The sequence below is a fragment of the Streptomyces sp. NRRL F-4489 genome (assembly GCF_001509485.1).
Taxonomy (GTDB): Bacteria; Actinomycetota; Actinomycetes; order Streptomycetales; family Streptomycetaceae; genus Streptomyces.
The window spans coordinates 133,763-156,592 of record NZ_LLZI01000243.1 but is presented as its reverse complement, the minus strand read 5'-3'; the positions used below and the strand labels follow the sequence as shown (position 1 = coordinate 156,592).

Below are 22,830 nucleotides of genomic sequence, written 5' to 3'. Positions count from 1 at the left end.
GCGCGGCGGGGCAGGTGGTTGGCGGGATCGTGCGGAAGGGGCGGGCGACGGGTGAAAGCCTTCCCGCCACCCGTTCCGGCCGCGTGTGCGACGCTGTCGGGCGTGCGATTCCTTACGCGTCTGCATCCCCTGGACTGGCTCGCCGCCGGGCTGCTCGCCGGCGGCCTGGTGTGCGTGGCGACGGGTCTGCTGCCGGCCGCGCCCGCCGGGGCGGCGATGGCGCGGATCGGGCCGCTGCTGGTCTTCCTGGCGACGGTGATCGTGCTGGCCGAACTGACCGGCCGGGCGGAGGTGTTCGACGCGGTGGCGTCCTGGGTGGCGCGGACGGCGCGGGGCAGCTATCCGCGGCTGTTCGGGCTGTGCGTGCTCTTCGCGTCGGCCACCACCATCGCGCTGAATCTGGACACCACGGCGGTGCTGCTGACGCCGGTGATGCTGGCGCTGGCCGGGCGGGTGGGCATCGCGCCGGTGCCGCTGGCGATGACGACGGTGTGGCTGGCCAACACCGCGAGCCTGCTGCTGCCGGTGTCGAATCTGACGAACCTGCTGGCGGCCAACCGCGTCGGTCTCTCCCCCGTCGCGATGGCCGCCACGATGGGCCTGGCCCAACTCGCCGCCGTCGCCGTGACGATGGTGTGCCTGTGGGGGTTCTACTGGCGGCGCGGCCGGCGCGGTGCGGACCGGTACGTGCCGCCCGCGCGGCGGGCGCCGGCCGATCCGGTGCTGTTCCGGGTGTGCGCGCTGGCCTGCGCCGGCTTCCTGCTGGTGACGCTCCTCGCGGACGTACCGCTGTGGTCGGCGTCGCTGGCCACGATGCTGATCGTGGTGGTCGCGTTCGCGGTACGGCGCCGGGCCGAGCTGACGTGGTCGCTGGTGCCGTGGCGGCTGCTGGTGCTGGTGCCGGGGATGTTCCTGATGGTCGAGACGGTGGACGCGCACGGGCTGCACACGCTGCTGACGGCGGCGATCGGGCCGGACGGCGGGCTGGCCGGGATGCTCCGCTCGGCGGGTGTGGGCGCGGGCCTGTCCAACGTCCTGAACAACCTGCCGGTGTATCTGGCGGGCGAGGCGGCGGTGCCGGTCGCCAACCACCACCAGTTGCTGGCGCTGCTCATCGGCACCAACGTCGGCCCGCTGGTCACGCCGTGGGCGTCGCTGGCGACGCTGCTGTGGTTCGAACGGTGCCGGGGCCAGGGCACGGCGATCCCGCTGCGGCGCTTCATGGGGACGGGGCTCGTCCTGGCCGTGGCGGCGACACTGGCGGCGACGCTGGCGCTGGCGGCGGGCTGACGCGTCCGGTCCCCGGTGCGCGCGGGCCCCGGCCCCGCTCAGGCCGCCCGGACGCCGCCCACCACGTCGAGCAGGTACGCCAGGGCCTCGCCCCGGGCGGCGACGAAGCTGCGGTCGGTGTCCGGGCCGGTGGCGCCCACCGTGAACGGGCCGCCGGCCAGGGTGCGGAACTCCACGCCCGCCTCGGTGGCCAGCAGGGCGCCCGGGGGGAAGTCGATGCCCTCGGCGCGGTAGCCCACGAAGCCGTCGATCGCGCCGCGCGCCAGCATGCTCCAGCCCAGCAGCGGCGCCCACAGCTGGAGCACCCGCCGGGTGCGGCGCTCCAGTTGGCCGCGCAGCCCGGCGGCCACCGGGTCGGCGCGCCCCACCGCGTGGCCCTGGGTCCAGGCCACCACCGGCCCGCTGCCCGGTACCCGGCCCGACGGCCCCGGCAGCCGGTCCGGGCCGCAGGACGCGCCCTGGCCCCGGACCGCCCGCCAGGTGCGGCCGGTGACCGGTTCGTGCACCACGCCGACGACCGGCGCGCCGTCCACGCACAGCCCGATGCCGACGGCGTACGCGGTCAGGCCGATGGCGACGTTGTTGCTGCCGTCGAGCGGGTCCACCAGCCAGGTGCGGCGGCTCGCGGCGTCGAGCAGGCCCGCCTCCTCGGACAGGATCCGGTCGTGCGGGAAGCGGCTCTGGAGGCGGGCGAGGATGAGCTTCTCCGCGGCCAGGTCGAGGTCGGTGACGAGGTCTCCCCCGGCGTCCTTGACGGCCACCGCCCGGGCCGCGCCGAAGCGGCCGCGCAGCAGGACCCCGGCCTCCTCGGCCGCGGCGACCGCCACCTCGGTCTCGCCGGCGTACGGTGCGGGGCCGCGGTCACGCGCGCTGCTCGGCATGGATCCTCCTGAGTGCTGTGCGGACGGTCCGTTCGGTGTGTTCCGCGCCGCACAGCCGGCGCACCGTGCGGTGGCCGCGGCCGTGCAGGGGGCCCAGGGAGAGGTCGGTGTGGCCGGGCAGCGACCGGCCCAGCACGAGGGTGGCGGCGGGCCGGCCGCGGGGCACGACGGTGGCGTGGAACTCCCCGGCCGGCAGGCTGTACGTCTCGCCGCTGCCGCTCGCGGTGGCCGGGCCCGGCGCGCAGCGCACCAGGCGGGCGGTGGGCCGCAGTTCGTCGACGCCGGAGGGGTCGCTGCGGACTTCGTAGATCCGGTGGGTGGGGGTGCGCGCCTCGTCGGTGACAGTGACCGGGAGGTTGCCGACCCTGCCGTAGAGGACGTAGCTGCGCAGTTCCCAGCTGTGGGCGTGCATGGGGGCGGCGGTGGGGTCGGCGGCGACGCCGGTGCCGAAGAGGTGGACGCAGACGCCGCGGGCGCCGTCGCGGACCAGCGGCAGGCACAGGAAGCCGAGCGGGTGGTGGACCGCGCGTAACTCCCGTTCGCCGCGGGCGATTTCCTCCAGGGCTCCGGTGACGCCGGCGCGGGGTGCCTCCCGCGGGGTGCCGGGCCGGAGCAGTCGGTCGAGCGTGTCGTAGTCCATGAGCCGCGCCCGAGGCGTCTCACCTCCGGTAGGGGTCCTCAGCGTGCAGGGCTTTCTCGACGATCTCGGCGACGTCGGCGTCGCTGAACACCGAGGGGAGGGGCAGGCCGACGCCGTCGAAGGCCGCGCGGACCTCGTCGACGGTCGGCGCGTCGCCCAGCGGGCCGGCGCCGCGCAGGTCGAGGGCGGTGGCCTGTTCGCGGCTCTGGTGCAGCTCGGTGACGTAGTAGTCGTAGAGCGGCTGGTCGCGGGCGACGAGGAGGTTGACGCGGTTGGGGTCGTCCTGGGTGATGACCAGGCAGGACTCGGAGAGGTCGAAGCGGAGGGTGGGGACGCCGGAGGAGAGGTGGACGCTGATCTCCAAGGTGTCCAGCCGCTGGCGGAACCAGCAGGCGGCCAGGACCGTCGCGTACGCCTCCTTGCGGGTGCGGTCGGCGGTCCAGGCGTCCGCCGCGTCGTCGTTGCGGCGGCGGGCGAAGGTCTGGCGGAAGCGGGCGTAGGCGGCGCAGGTCTGCTCGTCCGCCGGGTTGATGATGTCTATCTTGACGCTGAGCTGGGTGCGCTGGCGGGTGGCGGCCTCGACGCACCGGGGCAGGGTGACGGCCCGCAGATACGTGCCGGTGCCGCCCTTGAAGTACCAGAGGTTGGTCTGGGCGCGGGCCCGTTCGAGCGCGTCGCCGACCTGGTCGCCGGTGAGGGAGCGGACCATGGCGAGGTCTTCCAGGGCCCGGCGGGTGTCCGCGACCGCCTCCTGGATGTCGGACTTGCGGCGCATCCGCTCCGTCAGCGAGCCGACCGCGAGCGTGCCCAGGACCAGCAGCGTCGCGCCGGAGGACACCTTGTCGCTGATCAGTTCGCCGAAGACGTCCATCAGGCCGATGGTCAGGCCGAGCCCTACGGCGATGACCCCGTCGAGGTTTCTGATCACCCAGGCGACGCCGAACTCCAGCCGCCCCACCCGCTGTGCCACGTCGAGTCCCCCTCCTCGCTCCCAGCATCGTAGGAGCATCGGGCAGGCTCTGGCCAGGGCTGCCTGATCTCCCGTCAGGTGGTTTGCCCGGCCAAGGCAGTTGACGTGCCGCCGGTCCGCTAGCGGAAGTCGCCGGTGAACCACGCCACGGCGCGCGGCCTGGCGGGGCACGTCCAGGCTTCGGCCGCGAGGTGGTCGCTGTAGCGCACCCGCTGGCCGGCCGACGGTACGCGGTACCCGTCCTTGCACCCTTCGGGGTCGAGCGGCTGTCCCAGGTACCAGCCGGACGCGAAGACGGCGGCCAGGACGGCGGCGGCGGCGCCCAGGCGGCGCCGGGTGCGCGGGGTGGGTCTGTGGATCTCCATGGGCAGCGAGCTTACGGCGCGCCCACTTCGCGGCACGCCATGGGGTCAACTCGCCGCTCCCAGCGCCTACTTGACCCCCGTCATCCCGTCCTCCGGGCGACCAGGGCGAGCGTGTCGTCCGGGTGCAGGATGACGGTGTGCATGTCCTGGGCGATGGCGGAGGGGATCTCGGCGATCGGGCGGTGCCGGTGGCGGCGGACGCTGTGGACGAGGCGGGCCTCGCCCTCCAGCGGGTCCCGGCGGCTCTCGGTCAGCCCGTCCGTGTAGAGGACGAGCAGATCGCCGGCCTCCAGGCGGTCGTGCAGGACGCGTTCGCTGCCGGGGAGCGGATAGCCGATGCCGCGGCCGCGCACCTCCAGGAAGCGGGCGGTGCCGTCGGCGCGGGTGAGCAGGGCCGGCGGATGGCTGCCGTTGGCCAGGCGCAGTTCGCCGGTGGCCGGGCGGATCCGCGCGAGCAGCACGGTCGCCACGATGTCCGGGTCGAACGGGGTGAGCAGGTCGTGGGTCCGCTCGACGATGGCGGCCAGCGGGTGGCCTTCGAGGGCGAGGGTGCGCACCGCGTGGGTGACGTTCAGCGCGCTGCGGGTGGAGCGGATGCCGTGGCCGAGGGCGTCGATGATGGTGAGGTGCACGGTGCCGTCGGGCAGCACGAACCAGTCGTAGAGGTCGCCCCCGGTGGGCGCGTGCGCGTCGGCCGGGGCGTAGTGGACGGCGATCTCCAGTCCGTCGATGGCGAGCGGCGGGGGCCGGAGGGCGTCCTCGATCTCGCGGAGGATCTGGCCGTGGGCCTGGCGGAGTTGTTCGTCGCGCTCCTCGAGCTGGACGTAGAGGGCGAGCACACCGCTGTTGGTCTCGGCGAGTTCGTGCTTGAGCTGCTGGTGTTCGGCGGTGAGGTGGTCCAGGCGGGCGAGGACGGCCTGGAGTTCGGCTTCGGACGCGTCCTCCTCGGACGGTCCGGCGGCCACCGCCTCGGCCGTCCGGCCGGACCCGGACCCGTTCACCTGCGGTGCGGCGGTACGGAACGCCGTCCCCCGGCCCGTATCGGGGGCGTCGGTCCGCTCCAGCGGGGTGAAGGCCAGATGCCAGACGACCGCGCCCTCGGAGGTGGTCCGGGCGGGCAGCGGCAGGTCCCTCGGGCGGAGCGGGCCGGGGGCGCGGGGGGACGTGAGGGTGACGGTCAGGTGCACACCGCCGTCCGGGCCGTCCTCGCGGGAGGCGTGCAGGCTCACCGGCCGGCCGGCCCGGAATTCCGGGCGGGCCAGCAGGGTCGCGGAGAGGACCAGGCGGGCCCTGGTCTCCAGCGGCATGCGGTGGCCGGCGCACAGGCGGCGCAGGGCCTGGCGCAGGGCGGGCAGCGAGTGGTAGGCGTGGGGGCTCACGTCAATCCCTGGTGCGGGCCGGCGACGACGACGGTGGCGTCGTCGCGGATCAGGCGGTGTCGGTCGGCGAGGGCGGCCGCCAGCAGCGGGGCCGGCAGCCGCAGCAGGAAGGGGGACGTACTGCGGGTCCAGGCGGGGTCTATCCCGTCGGAGTGCAGCAGTACGCTCAGGCCCGGCTCCCGGGGCAGGCAGCGGACCTGCGGGGCGGGGAGGTTGAGGCCCACGATGCCGGGCTGGCCGGCCAGCCGGCGGCGCACCTCGTGGGCGGTCAGCGCCACGCAGCGGATGTTGCCGACCGCGGCGAACTCCACCCGGTCGGGGTGGTGCCGCAGCAGCCCGGCCGCCGCTCCCCGGGTGTGGCGCAGGGCCCGGTGCACGGTGCGCAGGACGTCCGGCAGCGGCTGGTCCGCGGCCCGGGCGAAGGCCCGCAGGGCGGCCTGCGCGGCCTCGGCGGCCGGTTCTCCGTGCCCGAGGCCGTCCACGACGAACACGGTGCGGCTGCCCCCGGTGTCGAGGACGGCGTAGCCGTCGCCGTTGGCCGTCTCGCGTTCGGCCGGGACGCAGACCGCGCCCACGGCTTCGCGCGCCGCGTCGGCCCGGTCCGGCGGCGCGATCCGGGCGCAGGCCAGGGTGCCGCCGGGGATCTCCGTACGGATCGCGAAGTACGCCGCTATCCGGTCGACCGCGCCCAGGCCGGCGCCCAGGGAGCCGGTGGTGGAGTAGCCGTCGGCCAGGCAGCGCCGGATCTCCGGCATGCCGGGGCCGCGGTCGGCGGCCAGCACCTCCAGGCCGCCGCCGAGCGGCATCGGCTGGACGTAGAGGGAACCGCTGACGGCGTGCTTGGCGAGGTTGCCGGCCAGCTCCGAGGCGACGACGGCGGCCCGGTCGGGCAGCGCTCCGGGCAGCCCGCAGCGGGCGGCCAGGGTCCGCGCGGTCTCGGCGGCCAGGTGCACGGCGCTGTAGTGGTCGATCCGCACGTGCGCGGTGGAGCAGGGCGCCGCGGGAGTCAACGGACCGCCCAGCGGGTGACCGTCACGGTGGTGCCCTCGCCCGCCGCGGTGTCGATCTCGAACTCGTCCATCAGGCGCCGGGCGCCGCCCAGACCGTGCCCCAGACCGGCCCCCGTGGTGAAGCCGTCGGTCAGCGCCGCGGCGAGGTCGGGGATGCCGGGGCCGTCGTCCTGGACCGTCAGCCGCAGCCCGGGCGTTCCGTTGCGGTCCGGGTACTCGATGGTCACCGTGCCACCGCCGCCGTGGACGTAGGCGTTGCGGGCCAGTTCGCTGGCCGCGGTGACGACCCTGGTCTGGTCGACGATGCTGAAGCCGGCCCGCAGGGTCGCCGCGCGCACCGCGTGCCGGACGGCGAGCAGATCCTCTTCGCTGCGTACCTCGTGGACCGCCGGCGCCACCGGGGGCTCCTCGTCGCGGAGCTGGTCCCCGCCGCGCGACGCGGTACCGACGTCACTGGCGTGGCTCACGCGCAACTCCTTCGGATGGCGAAGGAATCCGGTGCCAGCCGAGCGCCGCCATGCCCTGCTCCGCGTTGAGCGCGGTCTCCACTCCGGTGAGCCGGAGCCCGAGCTCGACCAGGGTGATGGCCACCGCCGGCCGCATCCCGGCGACGATGACCCGCGCTCCCAACAGGCGGGCCATCGTGGTCAGTTCCATCAGGGTGCGCGCCACGAACGAGTCGATGATCTCCAGTCGCGAGACGTCGATCAGGACGCCGCGGGCGCCGTCCGCGGTGATGCGCGCGGTGAGCTCCTCGGCGAACGCGACGGCGGAGGTGTCGTCGAGTTCGTTGAGCAGGCCGGTGACCAGCACGTCGCCCAGCCGCAGGATCGGCACGCCGATCGAGGAGGCGCCGCTCATCGCTCCGCCGCCGGGGTGGGCCGCGCCGCGGGGGTGTCGGTGAGCTTGACCGCGGCGGCCAGGGCGTCGGCCAGTGTGGCCCGGGTGAGGATGGTCGACAGATCGATGCCCAGTTGGGCGATGGTCTGCGCGATGGCCGGCCGGATACCGCTGATCACGCAGTCCGCGCCCATCAGGCGCACCGCGTTGACGGTCTGCATCAGGTGCTGGGCGACGGCGGTGTCGACGGTGGGCACACCGGTGATGTCGATGATGGCGACCAGCGCCTCGTGCTCCTCGATGCCCTGGAGGAGGTTCTCCATCACGACCTGGGTGCGGGCGGTGTCGAGTGTGCCGATGAGCGGTACGGCGAGCACCTGCCGCCACAACCGCACCACCGGCGTGGAGACTTCCAGCAGCTGCCGGCTCTGGCGGCGGATGATCTCCTCGCGGCCGTCCACGTACGTCTCGAAGGACAGCGCGCCGGCGCTGTCCAGCAGCCTGTTGATCAGCACCGCGGCGCCGAACAGCGCGGCGCTGTTCTCGGTCTGCCGCTGCACCGCCTCCAGCAGTGCCTGCTTGAGCGCCATCACCGCCAGCGCGGTGTCGGTGGGGGACGCCCCGGCGCGGGCCCGGCGCAGCGAGAGGTCGCAGACCGCCTGCCGCAGCTCGGCGTTGCTGCTGATCAGGCGGGCGACCGGGCCGCCGCTGTCCAGTCCCGAGATCAGGGCGCCGATCAGCGCGTCGGATTCCTCGCGGAGTTCGGACTCGCTGACCCCGTCGCCCATCGGCGCCTCGTTGAGCTGGAGTTGGACCCAGCGGTCCGCGATGTCGTCGGCTTCCGCGCGCAGCACCGCGAGGACGCGTTCGCGCGCGGGGCCTTCGGTCGTGCTCACCATACTTTCCTTCCGCCAACCCTGGCCGGGCGTTTCGAACTGCGCATGGCGTGTACCCGCTTCCGCGCCGTCGATGCACCTCATGTGCGGTACGGCACATGCCGGCGCGGCCGGAACCACCCCCTCAGAGCCGCTCGCCGAGGACCCCGCCGCGCGGCGCGCCGGGAAGGACGTAGGCCACGGCGGAGGCCCGGTGCCGGACGAACGGGGTCAGCGCGTCGCGCGCGGCCAGGCGGGTCTGGACGCGGGTGAAGAGGGCCGGATCGCGCATGAACGCGCAGAACAGCAGGCCGCGGTCGTCCGGGCCGTCGTCGTAGCTGTAGCTGCGGCGCAGCATCCGCGCGCCCCGGTCCAGCCGGGGGCTGCTGAGCCGGACATGGGCGGTCGGCGGGATGACGTACGCGCCGTTCGGATGCTTGGCGTAGATGTCCGGATCGTCGTGCTCGGCGGTCCCGGTGAGCGGAACGCCGTCGCCGGCGCGGCGGCCGATGGCCCGCTCCTGCCGCTCCACCGGGAGCGCCGTGAAGGCACCCAACTCCATGTGGATCTTCCGGTAGACCAGGACGGTGCCGTCGCGGTGGGGTCCCGGTGGCCCCCAGACCCACTGCTCGGCGGCGCGGCGGTCGGGGTTGGCGGTGCCGTCCTTGAAGCCGAAGAGGTTGCGCGGGGTGGTGCCGGGCGGCGTACGGGGCAGGAAGCCGGACTGGGCCCAGCGCAAAGTGGCGCCGGCGTCCCGTGCGGCGGTGGTGGCGAGTTCGGCGACGACGCTGAGCGTCCAGCGGTCGTCGGCGCAGAGCTGGAGGAGCAGATCGCCGTCGCCGCGCGCCGGGTCGAGCCGGTCGCCGGGGAAGGGCGGCAGGGCGGCCAGCGCGGCGGGCACCCGCAGGCCGAGCCGGGACGCCAGCGCGGGGCCGACGCCGACGAGGGAGGTGAGCCGGGCCGGGGTGCCGTCCCCCAGGCGCGGGTCGGGCGCCGGGCCGCCGGCCGTACCGGCGAGCGTGCGGGTGAGCGCGCGCAGCACGTCGCGCAGCGTGGTCCGGCCGGCGGTGCGGGAGGCCGCCGCCGGGAGGTCCAGGGCCAGAAGGTGGGTGGCGGCCTGCTGGGGCGCCGTCACACCGGCCTGCCGGGCGCCGTGGAACGGGATCGCCGCCTCGGGCGCCGGGGCGCCGGACGCGCCGTCGGTCCGTACGTCCCGGTCGTCGCCCGTCAGCGCGCCCGCCGCCGCGCCGATCCCGGCGGCCAGCGCGGCGCCGGCGCCGAGCAGCGTCCGGCGCCCCACCCCGGAGGCGGCGGGCCGCGCCGGATGCGACGCGTTTCCTGGTTCGGTAGGCATGGGCGACATTGGAGACGATAGAACGTCTGTCATGCAACTCCGCTTTTTGTCTGGCCTGTTGGCCACCAGGGCGCGCCGGGCGCCGATGCCCCGGGCGAGGGCGCCGCGGCGCCGGCCGGTTCTGCTCGTACCGCTCGTCCTGCTCGTCCCGCTCGTGCCGGCGGCGGCCGGCTGTGCGGCGGAGGCGAAGCCGCCCGGCGACCGGCATCCGCCCGGCACCGTCCTCCGCGTCCCGGCGGACTTCCCCACCGTGCAGCGGGCGGTGAACGTCGCGCGCCCCGGCGACACGGTGCTGATCCGGCCCGGTGTGTACCACGAGAGCGTGCGGGTCGCCGCGGAGCGCGTGGTGGTGCGCGGCACGGACCGCAACAAGGTCGTCCTCGACGGCCGGTTGCGGCTGGCCAACGGCATCACCGTCACCGGCGCCGGATCGGTGGTGGAGAACGTCACGGTGCGCGGCTACCTCGCCAACGGCGTCCTGTTCACCGGCGTCACCGACGAGCGGCTCCAGCGGCGCGGCGCCGGCGGCTCGGCCTACGACCCGCTGGACACCGCGCGCTTCCCGCCGGTCCGGGGCTTCCGCGCCTCCTCGGTGACCGCGTACAACAACGGCCTCTACGGCATCTACGCCTTCGACGCGCGCGGCGGGATCATCGAGGACTCCTACGCCTCGGGCCAGGCCGACTCCGGTATCTACGTCGGGCAGTGCAAGCCCTGCGACACCCTGGTGCGCGGCAACACGGTCGAGCGCAACGCGGTCGGCGTCGAGATCACCAACGCCTCGGAAGGTCTGTCGGTGCTGGGCAACCGCATCACCGGCAACCGCGTCGGGGTGACGGTGAACTCCAACGACCTGGAGGCGCTGGCCCCGCAGCACGAGGCGGTGATCGCCGGCAACGTCATCGCCGGCAACAACGCCGCGGACACCCCGGAGCAGGCCGACGGGGGCTTCGGGATCGGCATCGGCATCGGCGGCGGGACGAAGAACCAGGTCGTGCGCAATCTCGTCCAAGGCAATCACGCCGCCGGGATCCTCGTCACCGACGTGCCCGGTCACCCGGCCCGCGGCAACCGCATCAGCGGCAACCGCGTCACCACCAACGGCGCCGACCTGGTCCTGTCCGCCGCCGACCCCGGCAACTGCTTCACCGGCAACGCGCCCGGAACGCAGCGCCCCGGGGGCCTGGAGGACCTGGCCGGATGCGGCACCACCCGGCACGGGACCGTCCCGGCGGGGAGTCCCGAACCCGTCCAGCCGCCGCCCGGCATCCCCTTCAACACCGTGCCGGCGCCGCCGGCCCAGCCCTCGCTCCGGGACCCCGCGGCGCCGGGCCGCCCGGCCGTGGGGCTGCCGGGAACCGTGGATCCGGACCGCTACCCCTTGCCGGCCGATACCACCGCGATGCCGCGTCCGCGTCCGGCGCCGGCCGGCCTCAGCCGGTGAGCCACGGCGCTTCGGGGATCTTCGCCGCGGCGTCGCGGCCGGTGAGGTCCAGGGTCGCCGGGGTCCCGAGGCCCGGCATCCGCATCGTCACCCGCCGCAGACCGCCCTCGCCGGCGCCGTCGCCACCGATCCAGTACGTCAGCGGCGACAACTCGCCGCCGTCCCGGGCGCCTTGCGGGGTGCCCTGGGCGCGCGGCCCGGAGAACCGGTCGTAACTCCGGCCGTCGATCCGGTCCCGGCCCAGCCACCGCGCCCCGGACTGGGCGAGCAGCAGCGCGTTGTCGGGCCGGTCCGCACCGAGTTGGAGCAGCAGCTGAAGCCCGGCGTCCAAGGGGTCCTTGGTGTACGCGCGGGGCGACCAGCCCGCCCGGGGGACGTGCTCGGCCTGCCGCCAGGGCGGGCCGGCGACGCCCCCCGGCTCCGGGGCCAGCCCCAGCCCGCGGCTGTCCCAGACGATCAGCCCGCGACCGCTCGGCCCGGAGACCCCGGCGGCCCCGGCAGTCCCCGCCGTCCCGGCGGGCCCGGTGACCTCGTAGCTGCCCACGGCCCGGTGCCTGCGGTAGTCGACAACTCCCTTGACCCGTACGACCACACCGCCGCCCTCCGAGGCGGTGAGCGTCACGGCGACCGGGCTGGCCTGATACAGCGTCAGGCGCGAGAGCGCCATCCGGGACGCTTCGTCCACCGTCACCGGCCGGCTCGCCGGACCGCCGCCGCGCACGGCCCGGTACGCGACGAGCCCACCCGCCGCCACCGTGCCGCACACCGCGGCCACCACCAGCACCCGGAACCGGCGGCTACGACGCGGCCGCCGCTCACCGCGCTTCTTGACGTTCTTCCAGGCCATGCGGATGCTTTCCGTCCTCTCCCTCGACAACGCGGGCGGGCCCGCGGAAATCGGCCCGCGAACCCGCCCGCTGCTGCTCCGTCCAGTACTTGGTGCTGCTACCGGTGCCGCGCCCGGTACCCGCGGCCGACCGCCAGCAGCGCCCCGCCGAGTGCGGTGAGCCCCGCGGCGGCGAGGGTCATCGGCGCGACCTGACTGACCCCGGTGTGCGGCAGAGCGGAACCGGGCGATCCGCCGTGCCCACCGGGCCCGTTCGGCCCGGCCGGTGTATCAGGCGAGGTCGGCGGGTTGGCGGGCGGTGCCGGCGTGGGCAGCAGCCGGTTGACCGCCGTCGCGGAGACACCTGCCGTGAGGTTGTCGGCCTTCAGCGTCAGCGGCCCGAACACCGGGTTCTCCGGCGCGGCATAGCCCCTGGGCGGGCTGACCTCCTGCCAGTAGTACGTGCCCGGCGGGGCCGCGATCCGGCAGATCCCGTCGGCCGCGGTCGTGCACGGCGACCCGGCCTTCGTATCGGGCTTCGCCCCGGAGGTCTGCAGCCCCTCCGTCCCGTTCGTCTCCTTCCACAGCACGAATTTCGCCCCGGCCAGCGGCTTGCCGTCCTGATCGTGCTTGACCAGCCGGACCGCGCCCTCCTGCTGCCGGAATCCGAAGTCGAAGGTGTGGTCGTTCCGGCCCGGCCCGCCCGTGGTCAGCGTCCGCTCCGGGAAGCGGCCGCCCTTCGGGACGATGCCCTTGGAATCCACGAAGCGGTTGCCACCGACGCCTTCATCGGTCGGCACCCACTGGTACAGCGGCCCGCCAGGGGCGTAGTCGGCCGGATGGTCGATCCGGATGGTGTACTTGGTCCTCGGTTTCAGGCCGCCGGGGACGTTCGTGTCATCGAAGTAGTACTCCCCCCGCGCCGTGGTCTTCGTCGTCGCGAGCAGCTTGCCGTTCGCGTCGTAGAGGTTGACGGTGGCCCCGGGTACGGGCCGCTGGCCCGGGCCCTGCACGCCGGTGCGCTCGGGGTCGTACCAGACGCGGTTGCCGATCTGCAGCGGCGCCTGATCGCAGAGCACTTCCAGATCGCCCATGGAAGCGCCCTTCCCGAACGACGAAACGGTGTTCGCGGGATTCAGCCGCAGACCGTCGCCGGGCACCCTGGTCCCGTCGCGCTTGGTGAACATCGTTCCGGCGCCGTACGCCGTATCGATGGGGTCCACCCCGGCGGTCGCGATGGAGTCCTCCACCTTCGACAACGCCATACCGGCGTAGGCCGAGTTGGGGTGGCCGCCGCCCATGCTCATCACGTTGAAGAACCGGGTTCCCCGGGGCGCCATACCGCAGCCGGTGTTGGTGTCCATGACGTACGAGCCGTGCGACAGGCACGCCTTGTTCAAGTCACCGCCGGACACCACCTGGAGATAGGTCGTGTTGTCACCGGGCCGGGGGAACGCCGTCGCCTTGTCCGTGAAGCGGTCGCGGAACGCCAGCAGCATGGAGCCGTCGGTCTCGAACCCGATATCGGCCAGCTCCGGTTCGGGGTTGGCCATGGCGCCGGCGCAGTTCTGCCCGTTCTGGCGGGTGGGGAAGGTGTCCGTCCACGGGAACCAGCCGGCCCCTGGGCAGCTCCCGCCGAGCGTGGGTTTGCGCGGGTAGTCCAGCGGCTGGTCCAGTACCGCTCGGCCGAACTTCCCCGTCATCGGATCGAAGGGGAGGACGAACGCGCGCAGATCCGCGGTCTTGCCGGTCGACTGGCCCGAGCAGACCCCGCCGACGTAGCCGGTGCCGTCCTGGAAACCGAGGCCGAACGGACGCCAGTCACCGGCCGCCGGGCAGCCCGGGTCCGGGATGGCGTGCACGGCCTGCGGTGCCCGCGCGGTCGCGCCGGTGGCGTCGTAGCGGTACAGCTTGCGGTTGTTGAGGTTGACGGCGTAGAGGTAGCGGCCGTCCTCGGAGACGTCCAGATCCCCCAGGCTCTCCTTGCCCGCCGCCGCGAGGAAGGCATCATCGGTCCGGCCGTTCCCGTGCACCGCGCCGCCCGCGTCGGGCACCGTGGTGAACAGCGACGTCGTCCGCCGCGCCATATCGGTGACATAGATCGCGCCGGCGCCGCCCGGTCCGTACGTGGTGTCCCGCTTGGCCATGGCCGAACTGAACAGCCGCTTCCCGGGCTTGCTCCACGCGATGCCGTACAGCGTCCCGGTCTCGGCGTTGGTGGCGAGATCGGTGGTCTGCGTGTTCAGGCCGCGCGCGTGGTAGGGGAACGTCACCAGCGTGCGCTGGGACGGCGGTTCCTGCGTCGCGGGCTGGCAGGCCGTGGCCAGCGGCGCGTTCTTCTGGCAGTAGTCGCCCGGATTCCACAGGCCCGTGGTGTACGTGACGTGCTTGCCGTCACCGAGGTCGACGAACTCCTCGTTGCTGCTCAGCTGGTCGGGCGCGCCGTCCAGCCCCTTCCGCGACGCGAACGCCGGGGCCAGCACGCCGGGCTCCGGATTCACCACCTGGACGCGGTACTTGCCGCTGGGCGTACGGGCCTTGCCGGGGGCCAGGGTGACGGTGCCGTCGGCGGCCGTCACTCCGGTGATCCCGACACCGTCGTCGTTGGTGAGGGTGACGGTGACGCCGCCGATGCCCGGCTCCAGCGCGGGGCTCCAGACACCGTTGGTGTCCACGGCCCGCACCACCCGGACCGTCACCGTCCCGTCATTCGTCTGCGGGAACGCCGCCGGGGCCGCCGCCATCGAGCAACTGCCGGTCACCACGGCGAGCGCCGCGAGACGGCCCGCGGCGCGGCGTCCGCGTAACCCCGCCCGCCGCCCCGGGCCGCGCGCGGCGCCGCGTGTCTGTTCACTTGTACGTGTCATCCCTGCTCTCTTCGGGAGAAGGGCCTGTCACCAGACCTCATGAGGGAATGTGGCGGAGAGCCGCCTCTTAACGCAAAGCTTATGAGGAATTACTCAACTACGGGTCGCAAATGCCTATTTGACGTCCCGTCAACGCCAGAAAACGGACTCCCGTACGAGCGCCCCGCCACCGGCCCGCGAACAACTTCCCCGCGCGTTGTCACACTTCCCCGCCCAGCTCCGTCGACCCAGTGACAGCGACTGCGGCGGCAGCAGCGGACGCACCGGACCGAAGGAGACGACCATGGAAGCGCGTTCGATCACGGCGGAGATCCCGATGGCCCCGCGGATGGCCGAGGACCCCGCGGTGCTCGTTCCCGAACTGGCGGAGGTGTCCGCGGCCCTGTTCAAGGCCACCGGCAACCGCTCCGTTCCCCGTTCCACCATCGGCCTGGTGCAGCTGCGCGCCGGCCAGATCGTGGGCAGCACGTACCTGACCGTGCTGCACGCGGGGTTCCTGCGCAAGGCCGGGGAAGCGGAGGAGCGGATCACGTCGGTGGCGTCCTGGCAGGACTCGCCGTACTTCACCGCCCCCGAGCGGGCCGCACTGGCGCTGGTGGACGCGGTCCTCCAGCCGTCCGCCGACGGCGAGCGGGTCTCCAACGAGCTCTACGCCCAGGCAGCCGAACACTACGAGCCCAAGGCACTGGCCACCCTGATGCTCGCCATCGGCCAGGTCAACTACTTCGTCCCCGTAGCGCTCATCGCCAAGCCGGTCCCCGGACGGTCGTTCACCGATCCGTGGAACTGAGCCGGTGCCCCGCGGCAGTCCTCGGACCGCCGCGGGGCGCGGGCGTACGGCGCGGCGAGCGGTCGCTCAGACCCCCACCGCGCCATCGATCCGTTCGCGGAGCAAGTCGGCGTGCCCGTTGTGCCGGGCGTACTCCTCGATCAGGTGGACGAGCACCCACCGCAGGGAGACCGTGCCTCGCCAGGCATCCCGCCCTTCCACGTCGAGATGCGGAGCCTGCGCGACGAACGCCTCCGCGAAGGCCACCTCCTCACGCCACGCCGCCCACGACGCCGCGATGACCTCCGGCTCGGGCCCGGCGCCATCGAAGTCGCCCTCGGGAACCTCCCCGGACGAGAAGCGCAACTCGACGTCGTGCCCGGCGAGTACGGCCCGGAACCAGCGGCGTTCCACATCGGCGAGGTGCCGGACGAGCCCCAGCAGCGAGAGCGAGGAGGGGGCCGCGGACCGCAGGGCCACCTCCGGCCCGAGCCCGGAGCACTTCAGCCGGAGAGTGGCCCGCTGGGCGTCCAGCATCGCCACCAGCATGCTCCGCTCGTCCCCGGTCGCGGGCCCGCCGAACCGGTCCTCGCTGCCGGCGCCGGTGAACAATTCGATCCGTCGGTCAGGAATCTTCATAGCCGCATGATCGGCACTGAACCCCGCCGGCGGAACCCTCTTACCGCCCCTCCGCCAGGGACCTCAGCTCGGCGACCACGTCGGCGGCGGACGGCGCGTGGTCGGGATCCACCAGCCACTGCAGCATCAGACCCGACAGCAGCGCGAGCGGCACCGATCCGCCCAGGCCCTCGCGGCCCTGGCGCTGGCCTTCCGCGAGGCGTTCGCGCACCTCGGGCGAGTGCTGCGCCTGTACGGCGGCCTCCAACTGGGCCACCCACAGCGCCCGGTGCGTGGTGAAGCTGTCGATCAGCGCCTGCCAGCGCTCCTCGGGGTCGTCGCCGGACGCGTGGCCGGCCAGTTCGGCGTCCAGCTCGTCCACCGCCTCCACCAGGGCCTGCGTGAGCAGCGCGTCCCGGGAGCCGAAGTGGTAGCCGATGGCGGCGTGGCTGACGCCGGCGGCCGCGGCGATGTCCCGGACCGTCGTACGGCCCCAACCCCGTTCGATCAGGCACTTCTTGGCGCCCGCCAGCAGATCCTCACGGTTTCCCATACGGGCGAGCGTAGCAGCAGCCTTGACCGGGTGGTTCAGCCGCACGGTCCATCCACATGGCTCATCCAATCGACTTGACCAAATGGATTGACCATATGGACAAGACCCCGCTACCGTCCTCGCCATGACCGCAATCAACGTTCTGATCTCGGGTGCGAGCGTCGCCGGACCCGCCCTGGCCCACCTGCTGCACCGCGACGGATACCGGGTGACCGTCGTCGAACGCGCCCCCGCCGTGCGCGGCGGCGGCTACGCCGTCGACTTCCGCGGCGCCGCCTTCGAGGTCCTGGACGAACTCGGCGTCCTCGCCGAGGTCCGCGCCCACGACACCGCCATGCGCGGCACCGCGCTGCTCGACGAGGCCGGAGCCGAGAGCGGGCGGCTGCCGGCCGAGGCGTTCGCCGGCGAACTGGAGGTGCCCAAGAGCGACGTGACGCGCATCCTGCACCGCATCACCGCCGACGACGTCGAGTACCTCTTCGACGATTCGATCGTGGCGCTGACCGAGCACGGGGGCGGCGTCACCGTGGAGTTCGAGAAGGCCGCCACCCGGGAGTTCGACCTGGTCTTCGGGGCCGACGGGGTCTACTCGCGGGTGCGGCGCCTGGCGTTCGCCCCCCACGAGCAGGTGCTGCACCACCTGGGCATGTCGGGGGCCGGCTTCACCACCGGCAACTTCCTCGGCCTGGACCGCGAAGGCGTACTGCAGCCTGCCGGGAACACCGCCGTCTACCTCTTCAGCGCCGGCGATCCCGAACGGCTCACCGTCAGCCTCTCCTTCGCCACGGACTCCCCCGCGCTGGACCGGCGGCCCCGGGCCGAACAGCAGGACGCGGTACGCACCGCCTTCGCCGGCCGCGGCTGGCAGGTCCCGCGCCTGCTCGACGCCATGGCCCAGGCCGAGGACTTCTACTTCGCCTCCACCTGCCAGGTCCAGCTCGACCGCTGGTCGAACGGCCGCATCGCACTGCTCGGCGACGCCGGCTACTGCGCGGCCCCCACCTCCGGGATGGGCACCTCCCAGGCGCTCCTCGCCGCCCGCTCCCTGGCCCGCAACCTCGCGGCCGCCAATGGCGACCACCGCACCGCCTTCGCCGCCTACGAGGCCGAACTGCGCCCGTACGTCGCGGAAAACCAGGCACGGGGGCGGGAGGCGGTCGCCCTGTTCGGCGGCCAGGCATCGGAAGGCTGAGCCGGGGCGGCGGCCGCCGGTGCCGTCCCGCCGGGTGGGCCGCGGATGAACCGCGTACTAACGCTTCCGGGTGCCTGCCGGCGTGTCGTCGGCCTCCGAGCCGCCATCGGCCGCCAGGCTCTTCGCCCTCGTGCTGTCCTGGGGCTCGGCGTCACCCCGTTCCGCCCGTTCGGTGCCGGTGCGCCGCCACGTGGCGATCAGATAGACCAGGGCGGCGAGGATCAGCCCGGCCGAGACCCAGTCGTTCAGCCGCAGCCCCAGGAAGTGGTTGGCGTGATCGATGCGCAGCGCCTCGATCCAGGCCCGTCCCACCGCGTACGCCAGGACGTAGCAGGCGAACAGCCGGCCGCGCGGAAGCCGGTACCGGCGGTCCAGCCAGAGCAGCAGGGCCATCACGCCGATGTCCCACAGGGATTCGTAGAGGAAGGTGGGGTGGTAGAAGGCGACCGCGGGGCTGTCCGGCGGCCGGTGGGCCGGGTCGATCAGCAGCTTCCACGGCAGGTCGGTGGGGCCGCCGAAAAGCTCCTGGTTGAAGTAGTTGCCCCAGCGGCCGATGCCTTGGGCGAGGACCAGGCCGGGGGCGACCGCGTCGGCGAAGTCGGCCAGTCGGATGCCGCGGCGCCGGCACCCCAGCCAGGCACCGAACGCGCCGAGCGCGACCGCGCCGGGGATACCGAGCCCGCCGTTCCAGACGTAGAGCGCCTCGATGGGGTGCTTGCCCGGTGCGAAGTACAGCTCGGGGTCGGTGATCACGTGGTACAGCCGGCCGCCCAGCAGTCCGAACGGCACCGCCCACATCGCTATGTCGGCGATCTCCTGCGGGTCCCTGCCGCGCGCCGCCCACCGGCGCTGCGACAACCACACGGCCACGAAGATGCCGAGCAGGATGCAGAGTGCGTAGGCGCGGATGGGTATGGGGCCCAGGTGCCAGACACCCTGGGACGGGCTCGGCAGATACGCCAGGTTCATCGGCGCGGACGCCAGATTCATACGGTCGACCGTTCTCACGGCGGGCCCGGCGGTCTGCCGGGAAGGACGCGCCCGAGATTACCTCGGACACCGAAATTCCTCCCGGGATGACCGGTCTGCGCCGTGGGTAAAGTGCCGTCCATGCCCCCGCAGTCACGCTCCCGCCGTTCCGCAGGTGAGGCGGTCCCCGCACATGAGACGGTGTCCGGACACCGGATGGTTCCCGCGGATCCGACGATTCCGGCACACCAGACCGTTCCCGCGGACCCGATGGCTCCCGCGCGCCAGGCCGGCACCGCACACCGGACGGGGAACGCCACGGATTCCCGTCTGCTGACCGAGGCCGTCACCCGCCTCCGACGCGCCCTGCGCGCCTCGATCCGCACCGACTACCCATGGGAAACGCTCCCCATGGCCCAGGTCGAACTGCTCCAGGTGCTCGCCGAACACTCACCGGCCCGCATCGGAGACCTGGCGGCCCGCCAACGGCTGGCGGCCAGCACGGTCAGCGGCCTCATCGGCCAGATGATCAACGCCGGGCTGGTCGCCCGCGGCGTCGATCCCGCGGACCGCCGCGCTTCCGTCGTCACCCTGACCGATGCTGGAAAGGAACAGCTCGCGGCGTGGACGCGCGCCCACGAGAACCGCCTGGACGCCGCGTTGGCTTCGCTGGACGAGGCCGACCGCGCCGCCGTCCGGGCCGCGCTGCCTGCCCTGTTCCGCGTCGCGGAGTTCCTGGAAGACGGCGAGGAGTAGCGGCACGGTCACCGCGTGCCACCATCCCACGCATCGGCTACCGAATATTTCGGTAGCCGATGTAATGTAGGGAGGGACGGAACGCCGCGACACCCGCGGCAGCGCCGTCACCGGACCGCCGACCCGCCGACCCACCGTGATCGGACCAAGGACCAACCGGCACCGGGCCCGAGGGCGAACCCGCCCCCGGACGACGACCAACCGACCTCCGCCTTTCCACCAGGGGGGACGCTGTGACTGGCCGAAGCACCGCTCACCCGTTGCGTCGCCGCCTGGTTCCGGCGGCCCTGATGACCGAACGGCCGCGTCCGGAGCGGATACGCTGCCGCCCCGGAGCCTGGTGGCTGGCCGTCGCCACGGTGTGCTTCGGCGCGTTCATGGGCCAGCTCGACGCCAGCATCGTCACCCTCACCTACGCCAGTCTGCGTACGGAGTTCGGGGCCCAGCTGGCCGCCGTGGAGTGGGTCTCCCTCGCGTACCTGCTCACCCTCGTCGCCCTGCTCATACCGGTGGGCAGACTGGCGGACGCGCACGGCCGCAAGCTGTTCTACCTCTACGGGTTCGTCGTCTTCACCGCCGCGTCCGCCGCCTGCGGACTGGCCCCGTCCCTGGGGGCGCTCATCGGGTTCCGGGTCCTTCAGGCCGCCGGGGCGGCGATGATGCAGGCCAACAGCGTGGCCCTGGTCGCCACCAGCGCCCCGCGCGCGCGGATGCGCACCGCCCTCGGCGTCCAGGCCGCCGCCCAGGCACTCGGCCTGGCGCTGGGCCCCACCGTCGGCGGGGCACTGGTCTCCACCCTGGGCTGGCGCTGGGTCTTCGGCGTCAACGTGCCGGTCGGCGTGATCGCCCTGGTCGCCGGCCACTATCTGCTGCCCCGCACCCGCATCCGCCACCACGCCGAGGGCTTCGACTGGCCCGGGTTCGCCCTGCTGTCCGCGGCCACGACCGCCGGCCTGCTGGGCGTCTCGGCAGCCTCCGGACTTCCGGTGCCCGGCTGGGCGGTCGCCGGTCTGTTCGCGCTCTGCGCCGCCGCGGCCTGGGCGTTCGCCGCCCACCAGCGACGAGCCGCCGCGCCGCTCCTCGACCTGTCGCTGCTGCGCCGCCGGGCGGTCTCCTCCGGCCTCGTCGGCGCCCTCTGCGGGTATCTGGTGCTCTTCGGCCCGCTCGTCCTCGTCCCCGTCGTCCTGTCCCAGGCAGGCTATTCCGAACTGACCGCGGGCGCGGTACTCACCGCGCTGCCGGCCGGCTTCGCGCTCGCCGCCACGACGGCGGACCGCCTGCTGCCGCCGACTCTCACCGACCGCGGACGGTGCCTGCTGGGCGCCGCCGTCTGCACCGGCACCCTGGCCGCGCTGCTCGCCACGCCCTTCAGCCCTGCCTGGCTGGCATCGCTGCTCGCCCTGCTGGGACTGGGCCTGGGCGTCTTCACCCCGGCCAACAACACCCTGATCATGGGTGCCGTCCCCACCGCCTCGTCCGGCACCGGCGGCGGACTGGTCAACATGACCCGAGGACTGGGCACCGCGCTCGGCGTCGCCCTCGTCACCCTCGCCCTGCACCTGGCCCCGGCCCACGCCGCCCTCGACGGCCCCCGGTGGGCACTGCTCGTCCTGCTGACCGCCGCCGCCGTCACCGTGACCGCTGCCTGGCTGAGCCCGGCGTCAGGGAGAACGCAGCCCCGCCAGGCACAACGGTGAGGGGTTTCGGCGCGCAGGCGTCACCAACACGAGGTCACCAACCCCCTACGTTCGCCTTCATTCGCACACAAGCTGAGCCCCGTCTCCGGCCTCCGACCCGTTGAGGAACCGCAGCAGCACCGCGGCCTCCTCTCGGAGCCGTGCCGCCCGGTCGGCGTGCGCGGGCGCCGTCAACTGAGCCGCGGCAGCGAGTCGTTCCTCGGCCTCGCCGCGTACGACGGACACGACGTCTGCTTCGCTCAGCTCCCGCCGCGCCACTTCCGTTGAGCCGACACCAACCGGTGACGTCTCAAGAGCCACGCCACGCAGCTCGGACGCGTCCACGCGCACCGCCTCGGCGTTGTCCAACGCGGCGAGCGTGGAACGCAAGGCGCTGACCGCGGCCTTGTCCCGGGCTCGCATCGCTCCCGGCAGTGCGTGACGCAGACGAAGACGTAGGGACATGCCCGTGACCCTACGGCCGTACCCCTGCCCCGCCAACGGGATTTCCATAACCCCAGGCATCGCCCCCGCCTCCCCCGGAAGAGCCACTCCCCGCTCCCCCGCCGCAGCGATGCGCAGAGACCCGGTCAGCTGAGAACGTTCGGCAACCGGCGACGCAGGCCGATGGGAAACCCGGCGCAGTGGACCGGCGAGACAAAACCCCACGGACGTTCATTCCAGAAACGGGCATCGTGAAACCAACACCCACCCCACTCCCCGAAACCCGCACCTCATCGGCGGCAAGAGTCGGCGCGGCCGCGTGGCTCATCGGCGCCGCCCAATTCCTCATCGTCCAACTGATCGCCTCAGCCGCCTGGCACACGCCGTTCAGCTGGGCGGAGAACAACATCAGCGACCTCGGCAATGTCCACTGCCAGACCTGGGACGCCTCCCGCCCTCGGTACGTATGCTCCCCGCTGCACGACGCCATGAACATCTCCTTTGCCGTACACGGCATCCTGCTGCTCATCGGCATCGTGGCGACCAGGAGATTCTGGGGCCGCGGCCGGCTCTCGGCGTGCGCCCGCGTGCTGCTCGCCCTCGATGCCGCCGGGTGGGTCCTGGTCGGTTTCGTTCCCGCCGACGTGGACGAGAACCTCCACGTCCTGGGCGCGCTGCTCATCATGGGCCTGGGGAATCTCGGCCTGATCTGCACCGGATTCCTGCCCACCCACTCCCGGTTCGCGGCGGGCGGTCTGCGCCTCGTAAGCGTCTCCATAGCGGCCGCCGCGACGCTCGCGGCCTGGTTGTTCTTCAGCCGGCACGATCCCGGAATCGGCTTCGGCACCCTGGAACGCATCGCGGCCTTCGCGGCCGGCGCATGGACCCTGGTGATGGTGATGGCCCTCGCCACCCACACCTCCCCCAACTCGCCCCGATAGGCCGCCCGTTATCCGTCATCGCCCACCCCCTCCCCGTCCCACCCGTCACCGTGACGCACGCCACTCCCCCTCCATGTCACAACCGGCCCACCTGCTCCCATCCGGTGGTCGTAGTGAGCGAGTCCGAGCGAGTGAGTCCGAGCGACCGAGTGACCGAGTGAGCGATCCAAG

General features: G+C 73.3%; 23 protein-coding genes. 7 read left to right on the top strand and 16 right to left on the bottom strand.

Translation table 11 applies throughout. The features are described from left to right. Window positions 1–102: 102 nt before the first annotated feature. Window positions 103–1,290: an SLC13 family permease gene (locus ADL22_RS23855; RefSeq protein ID WP_234430830.1), complete on the top strand. Its 1,188-nt coding sequence runs from the start codon at window positions 103–105 to the stop codon at window positions 1,288–1,290. 38 nt (window positions 1,291–1,328) lie between these two features. Here the strand turns inward: ADL22_RS23855 and ADL22_RS23850 are convergent, their stop codons facing one another. From ADL22_RS23850 to ADL22_RS23805, 10 genes are all read right to left on the bottom strand, one after another. Continuing rightward, entirely contained in the window at window positions 1,329–2,171 is an 843-nt protein-coding gene (locus ADL22_RS23850) for an inositol monophosphatase family protein (RefSeq protein ID WP_066983368.1), read from the bottom strand. Further along, entirely contained in the window at window positions 2,152–2,811 is a 660-nt protein-coding gene (locus ADL22_RS23845; protein WP_066983365.1) for a hypothetical protein, read from the bottom strand. Before ADL22_RS23845 ends, ADL22_RS23850 begins: the two co-directional genes overlap by 20 nt. A gap of 19 nt (window positions 2,812–2,830) precedes the next feature. Further along, window positions 2,831–3,781, bottom strand: coding sequence for a hypothetical protein (locus tag ADL22_RS23840; RefSeq protein ID WP_234430829.1), 951 nt, complete (start codon window positions 3,779–3,781; stop codon window positions 2,831–2,833). Between the two features lie 119 nt (window positions 3,782–3,900). Beyond that, a complete protein-coding gene (locus tag ADL22_RS23835; protein ID WP_066983360.1) occupies window positions 3,901–4,146 on the bottom strand; it encodes a hypothetical protein in 246 nt (81 codons plus the stop codon). Window positions 4,147–4,226: 80 nt separating this feature from the next. Next, entirely contained in the window at window positions 4,227–5,525 is a 1,299-nt protein-coding gene (locus tag ADL22_RS23830; protein WP_066983357.1) for a PP2C family protein-serine/threonine phosphatase, read from the bottom strand. Continuing rightward, window positions 5,522–6,502, bottom strand: a complete 981-nt coding sequence (locus tag ADL22_RS23825; RefSeq protein ID WP_234430828.1) for a SpoIIE family protein phosphatase — start codon at window positions 6,500–6,502, stop codon at window positions 5,522–5,524. Before ADL22_RS23825 ends, ADL22_RS23830 begins: the two co-directional genes overlap by 4 nt. A 29-nt stretch (window positions 6,503–6,531) precedes the next feature. After that, complete coding sequence (locus ADL22_RS23820; RefSeq protein ID WP_079064378.1) at window positions 6,532–7,002, bottom strand: anti-sigma regulatory factor; 471 nt, start codon at window positions 7,000–7,002, stop codon at window positions 6,532–6,534. Beyond that, entirely contained in the window at window positions 6,986–7,396 is a 411-nt protein-coding gene (locus tag ADL22_RS23815; RefSeq protein WP_066983351.1) for an STAS domain-containing protein, read from the bottom strand. The genes ADL22_RS23820 and ADL22_RS23815 overlap by 17 nt, the downstream gene beginning before the upstream one ends. Then, window positions 7,393–8,271: an STAS domain-containing protein gene (locus ADL22_RS23810; protein ID WP_066983459.1), complete on the bottom strand. Its 879-nt coding sequence runs from the start codon at window positions 8,269–8,271 to the stop codon at window positions 7,393–7,395. Before ADL22_RS23810 ends, ADL22_RS23815 begins: the two co-directional genes overlap by 4 nt. A 124-nt stretch (window positions 8,272–8,395) precedes the next feature. Beyond that, a complete protein-coding gene (locus ADL22_RS23805) occupies window positions 8,396–9,604 on the bottom strand; it encodes a Dyp-type peroxidase (RefSeq protein ID WP_066983453.1) in 1,209 nt (402 codons plus the stop codon). A gap of 85 nt (window positions 9,605–9,689) precedes the next feature. Here ADL22_RS23805 and ADL22_RS23800 point away from each other — a divergent pair, with 85 nt between their 5' ends. Beyond that, window positions 9,690–11,048, top strand: coding sequence for a right-handed parallel beta-helix repeat-containing protein (locus tag ADL22_RS23800; RefSeq protein WP_066983348.1), 1,359 nt, complete (start codon window positions 9,690–9,692; stop codon window positions 11,046–11,048). Here the strand turns inward: ADL22_RS23800 and ADL22_RS23795 are convergent. Then, window positions 11,038–11,895, bottom strand: a complete 858-nt coding sequence (locus ADL22_RS23795) for a hypothetical protein (RefSeq protein ID WP_066983346.1) — start codon at window positions 11,893–11,895, stop codon at window positions 11,038–11,040. The genes ADL22_RS23800 and ADL22_RS23795 overlap by 11 nt on opposite strands. Window positions 11,896–11,993: 98 nt before the next feature. Beyond that, entirely contained in the window at window positions 11,994–14,639 is a 2,646-nt protein-coding gene (locus ADL22_RS23790) for an SdrD B-like domain-containing protein (RefSeq protein WP_234430827.1), read from the bottom strand. Window positions 14,640–15,024: 385 nt separating this feature from the next. On the opposite strand from ADL22_RS23790, the gene ADL22_RS23785 reads away from it, so the two are divergent. Beyond that, window positions 15,025–15,531, top strand: a complete 507-nt coding sequence (locus tag ADL22_RS23785) for a carboxymuconolactone decarboxylase family protein (RefSeq protein WP_066983341.1) — start codon at window positions 15,025–15,027, stop codon at window positions 15,529–15,531. A gap of 66 nt (window positions 15,532–15,597) precedes the next feature. Here ADL22_RS23785 and ADL22_RS23780 read toward each other — a convergent pair whose 3' ends face one another. Together ADL22_RS23780 and ADL22_RS23775 are read right to left on the bottom strand one after the other, a co-directional pair. Next, entirely contained in the window at window positions 15,598–16,149 is a 552-nt protein-coding gene (locus ADL22_RS23780) for a DinB family protein (protein ID WP_066983338.1), read from the bottom strand. 40 nt (window positions 16,150–16,189) lie between these two features. Further along, window positions 16,190–16,681, bottom strand: a complete 492-nt coding sequence (locus ADL22_RS23775) for a TetR/AcrR family transcriptional regulator (RefSeq protein WP_066983336.1) — start codon at window positions 16,679–16,681, stop codon at window positions 16,190–16,192. A gap of 124 nt (window positions 16,682–16,805) precedes the next feature. On the opposite strand from ADL22_RS23775, the gene ADL22_RS23770 reads away from it, so the two are divergent. Next, a complete protein-coding gene (locus ADL22_RS23770) occupies window positions 16,806–17,873 on the top strand; it encodes an FAD-dependent monooxygenase (protein WP_066983333.1) in 1,068 nt (355 codons plus the stop codon). 57 nt (window positions 17,874–17,930) lie between these two features. Here ADL22_RS23770 and lgt read toward each other — a convergent pair whose 3' ends face one another. Continuing rightward, the gene (gene lgt, locus ADL22_RS23765) at window positions 17,931–18,842 is read right to left on the bottom strand and encodes a prolipoprotein diacylglyceryl transferase (RefSeq protein WP_066983450.1); all 912 of its coding nucleotides are present in this window, start codon (window positions 18,840–18,842) and stop codon (window positions 17,931–17,933) included. A 270-nt stretch (window positions 18,843–19,112) separates the two neighbouring features. Between lgt and ADL22_RS23760 the strand changes: the two genes are divergently transcribed. Then, window positions 19,113–19,598, top strand: a complete 486-nt coding sequence (locus ADL22_RS23760; RefSeq protein ID WP_066983330.1) for a MarR family winged helix-turn-helix transcriptional regulator — start codon at window positions 19,113–19,115, stop codon at window positions 19,596–19,598. A gap of 290 nt (window positions 19,599–19,888) precedes the next feature. After that, window positions 19,889–21,295, top strand: a complete 1,407-nt coding sequence (locus tag ADL22_RS23755) for an MFS transporter (protein WP_066983327.1) — start codon at window positions 19,889–19,891, stop codon at window positions 21,293–21,295. Window positions 21,296–21,352: 57 nt separating this feature from the next. Here the strand turns inward: ADL22_RS23755 and ADL22_RS23750 are convergent, their stop codons facing one another. Then, window positions 21,353–21,697, bottom strand: coding sequence for a hypothetical protein (locus ADL22_RS23750; RefSeq protein WP_066983447.1), 345 nt, complete (start codon window positions 21,695–21,697; stop codon window positions 21,353–21,355). 272 nt (window positions 21,698–21,969) lie between these two features. Here ADL22_RS23750 and ADL22_RS23745 point away from each other — a divergent pair, with 272 nt between their 5' ends. Continuing rightward, window positions 21,970–22,659: a DUF998 domain-containing protein gene (locus tag ADL22_RS23745; RefSeq protein WP_066983324.1), complete on the top strand. Its 690-nt coding sequence runs from the start codon at window positions 21,970–21,972 to the stop codon at window positions 22,657–22,659. Window positions 22,660–22,830 lie beyond the last annotated feature (171 nt).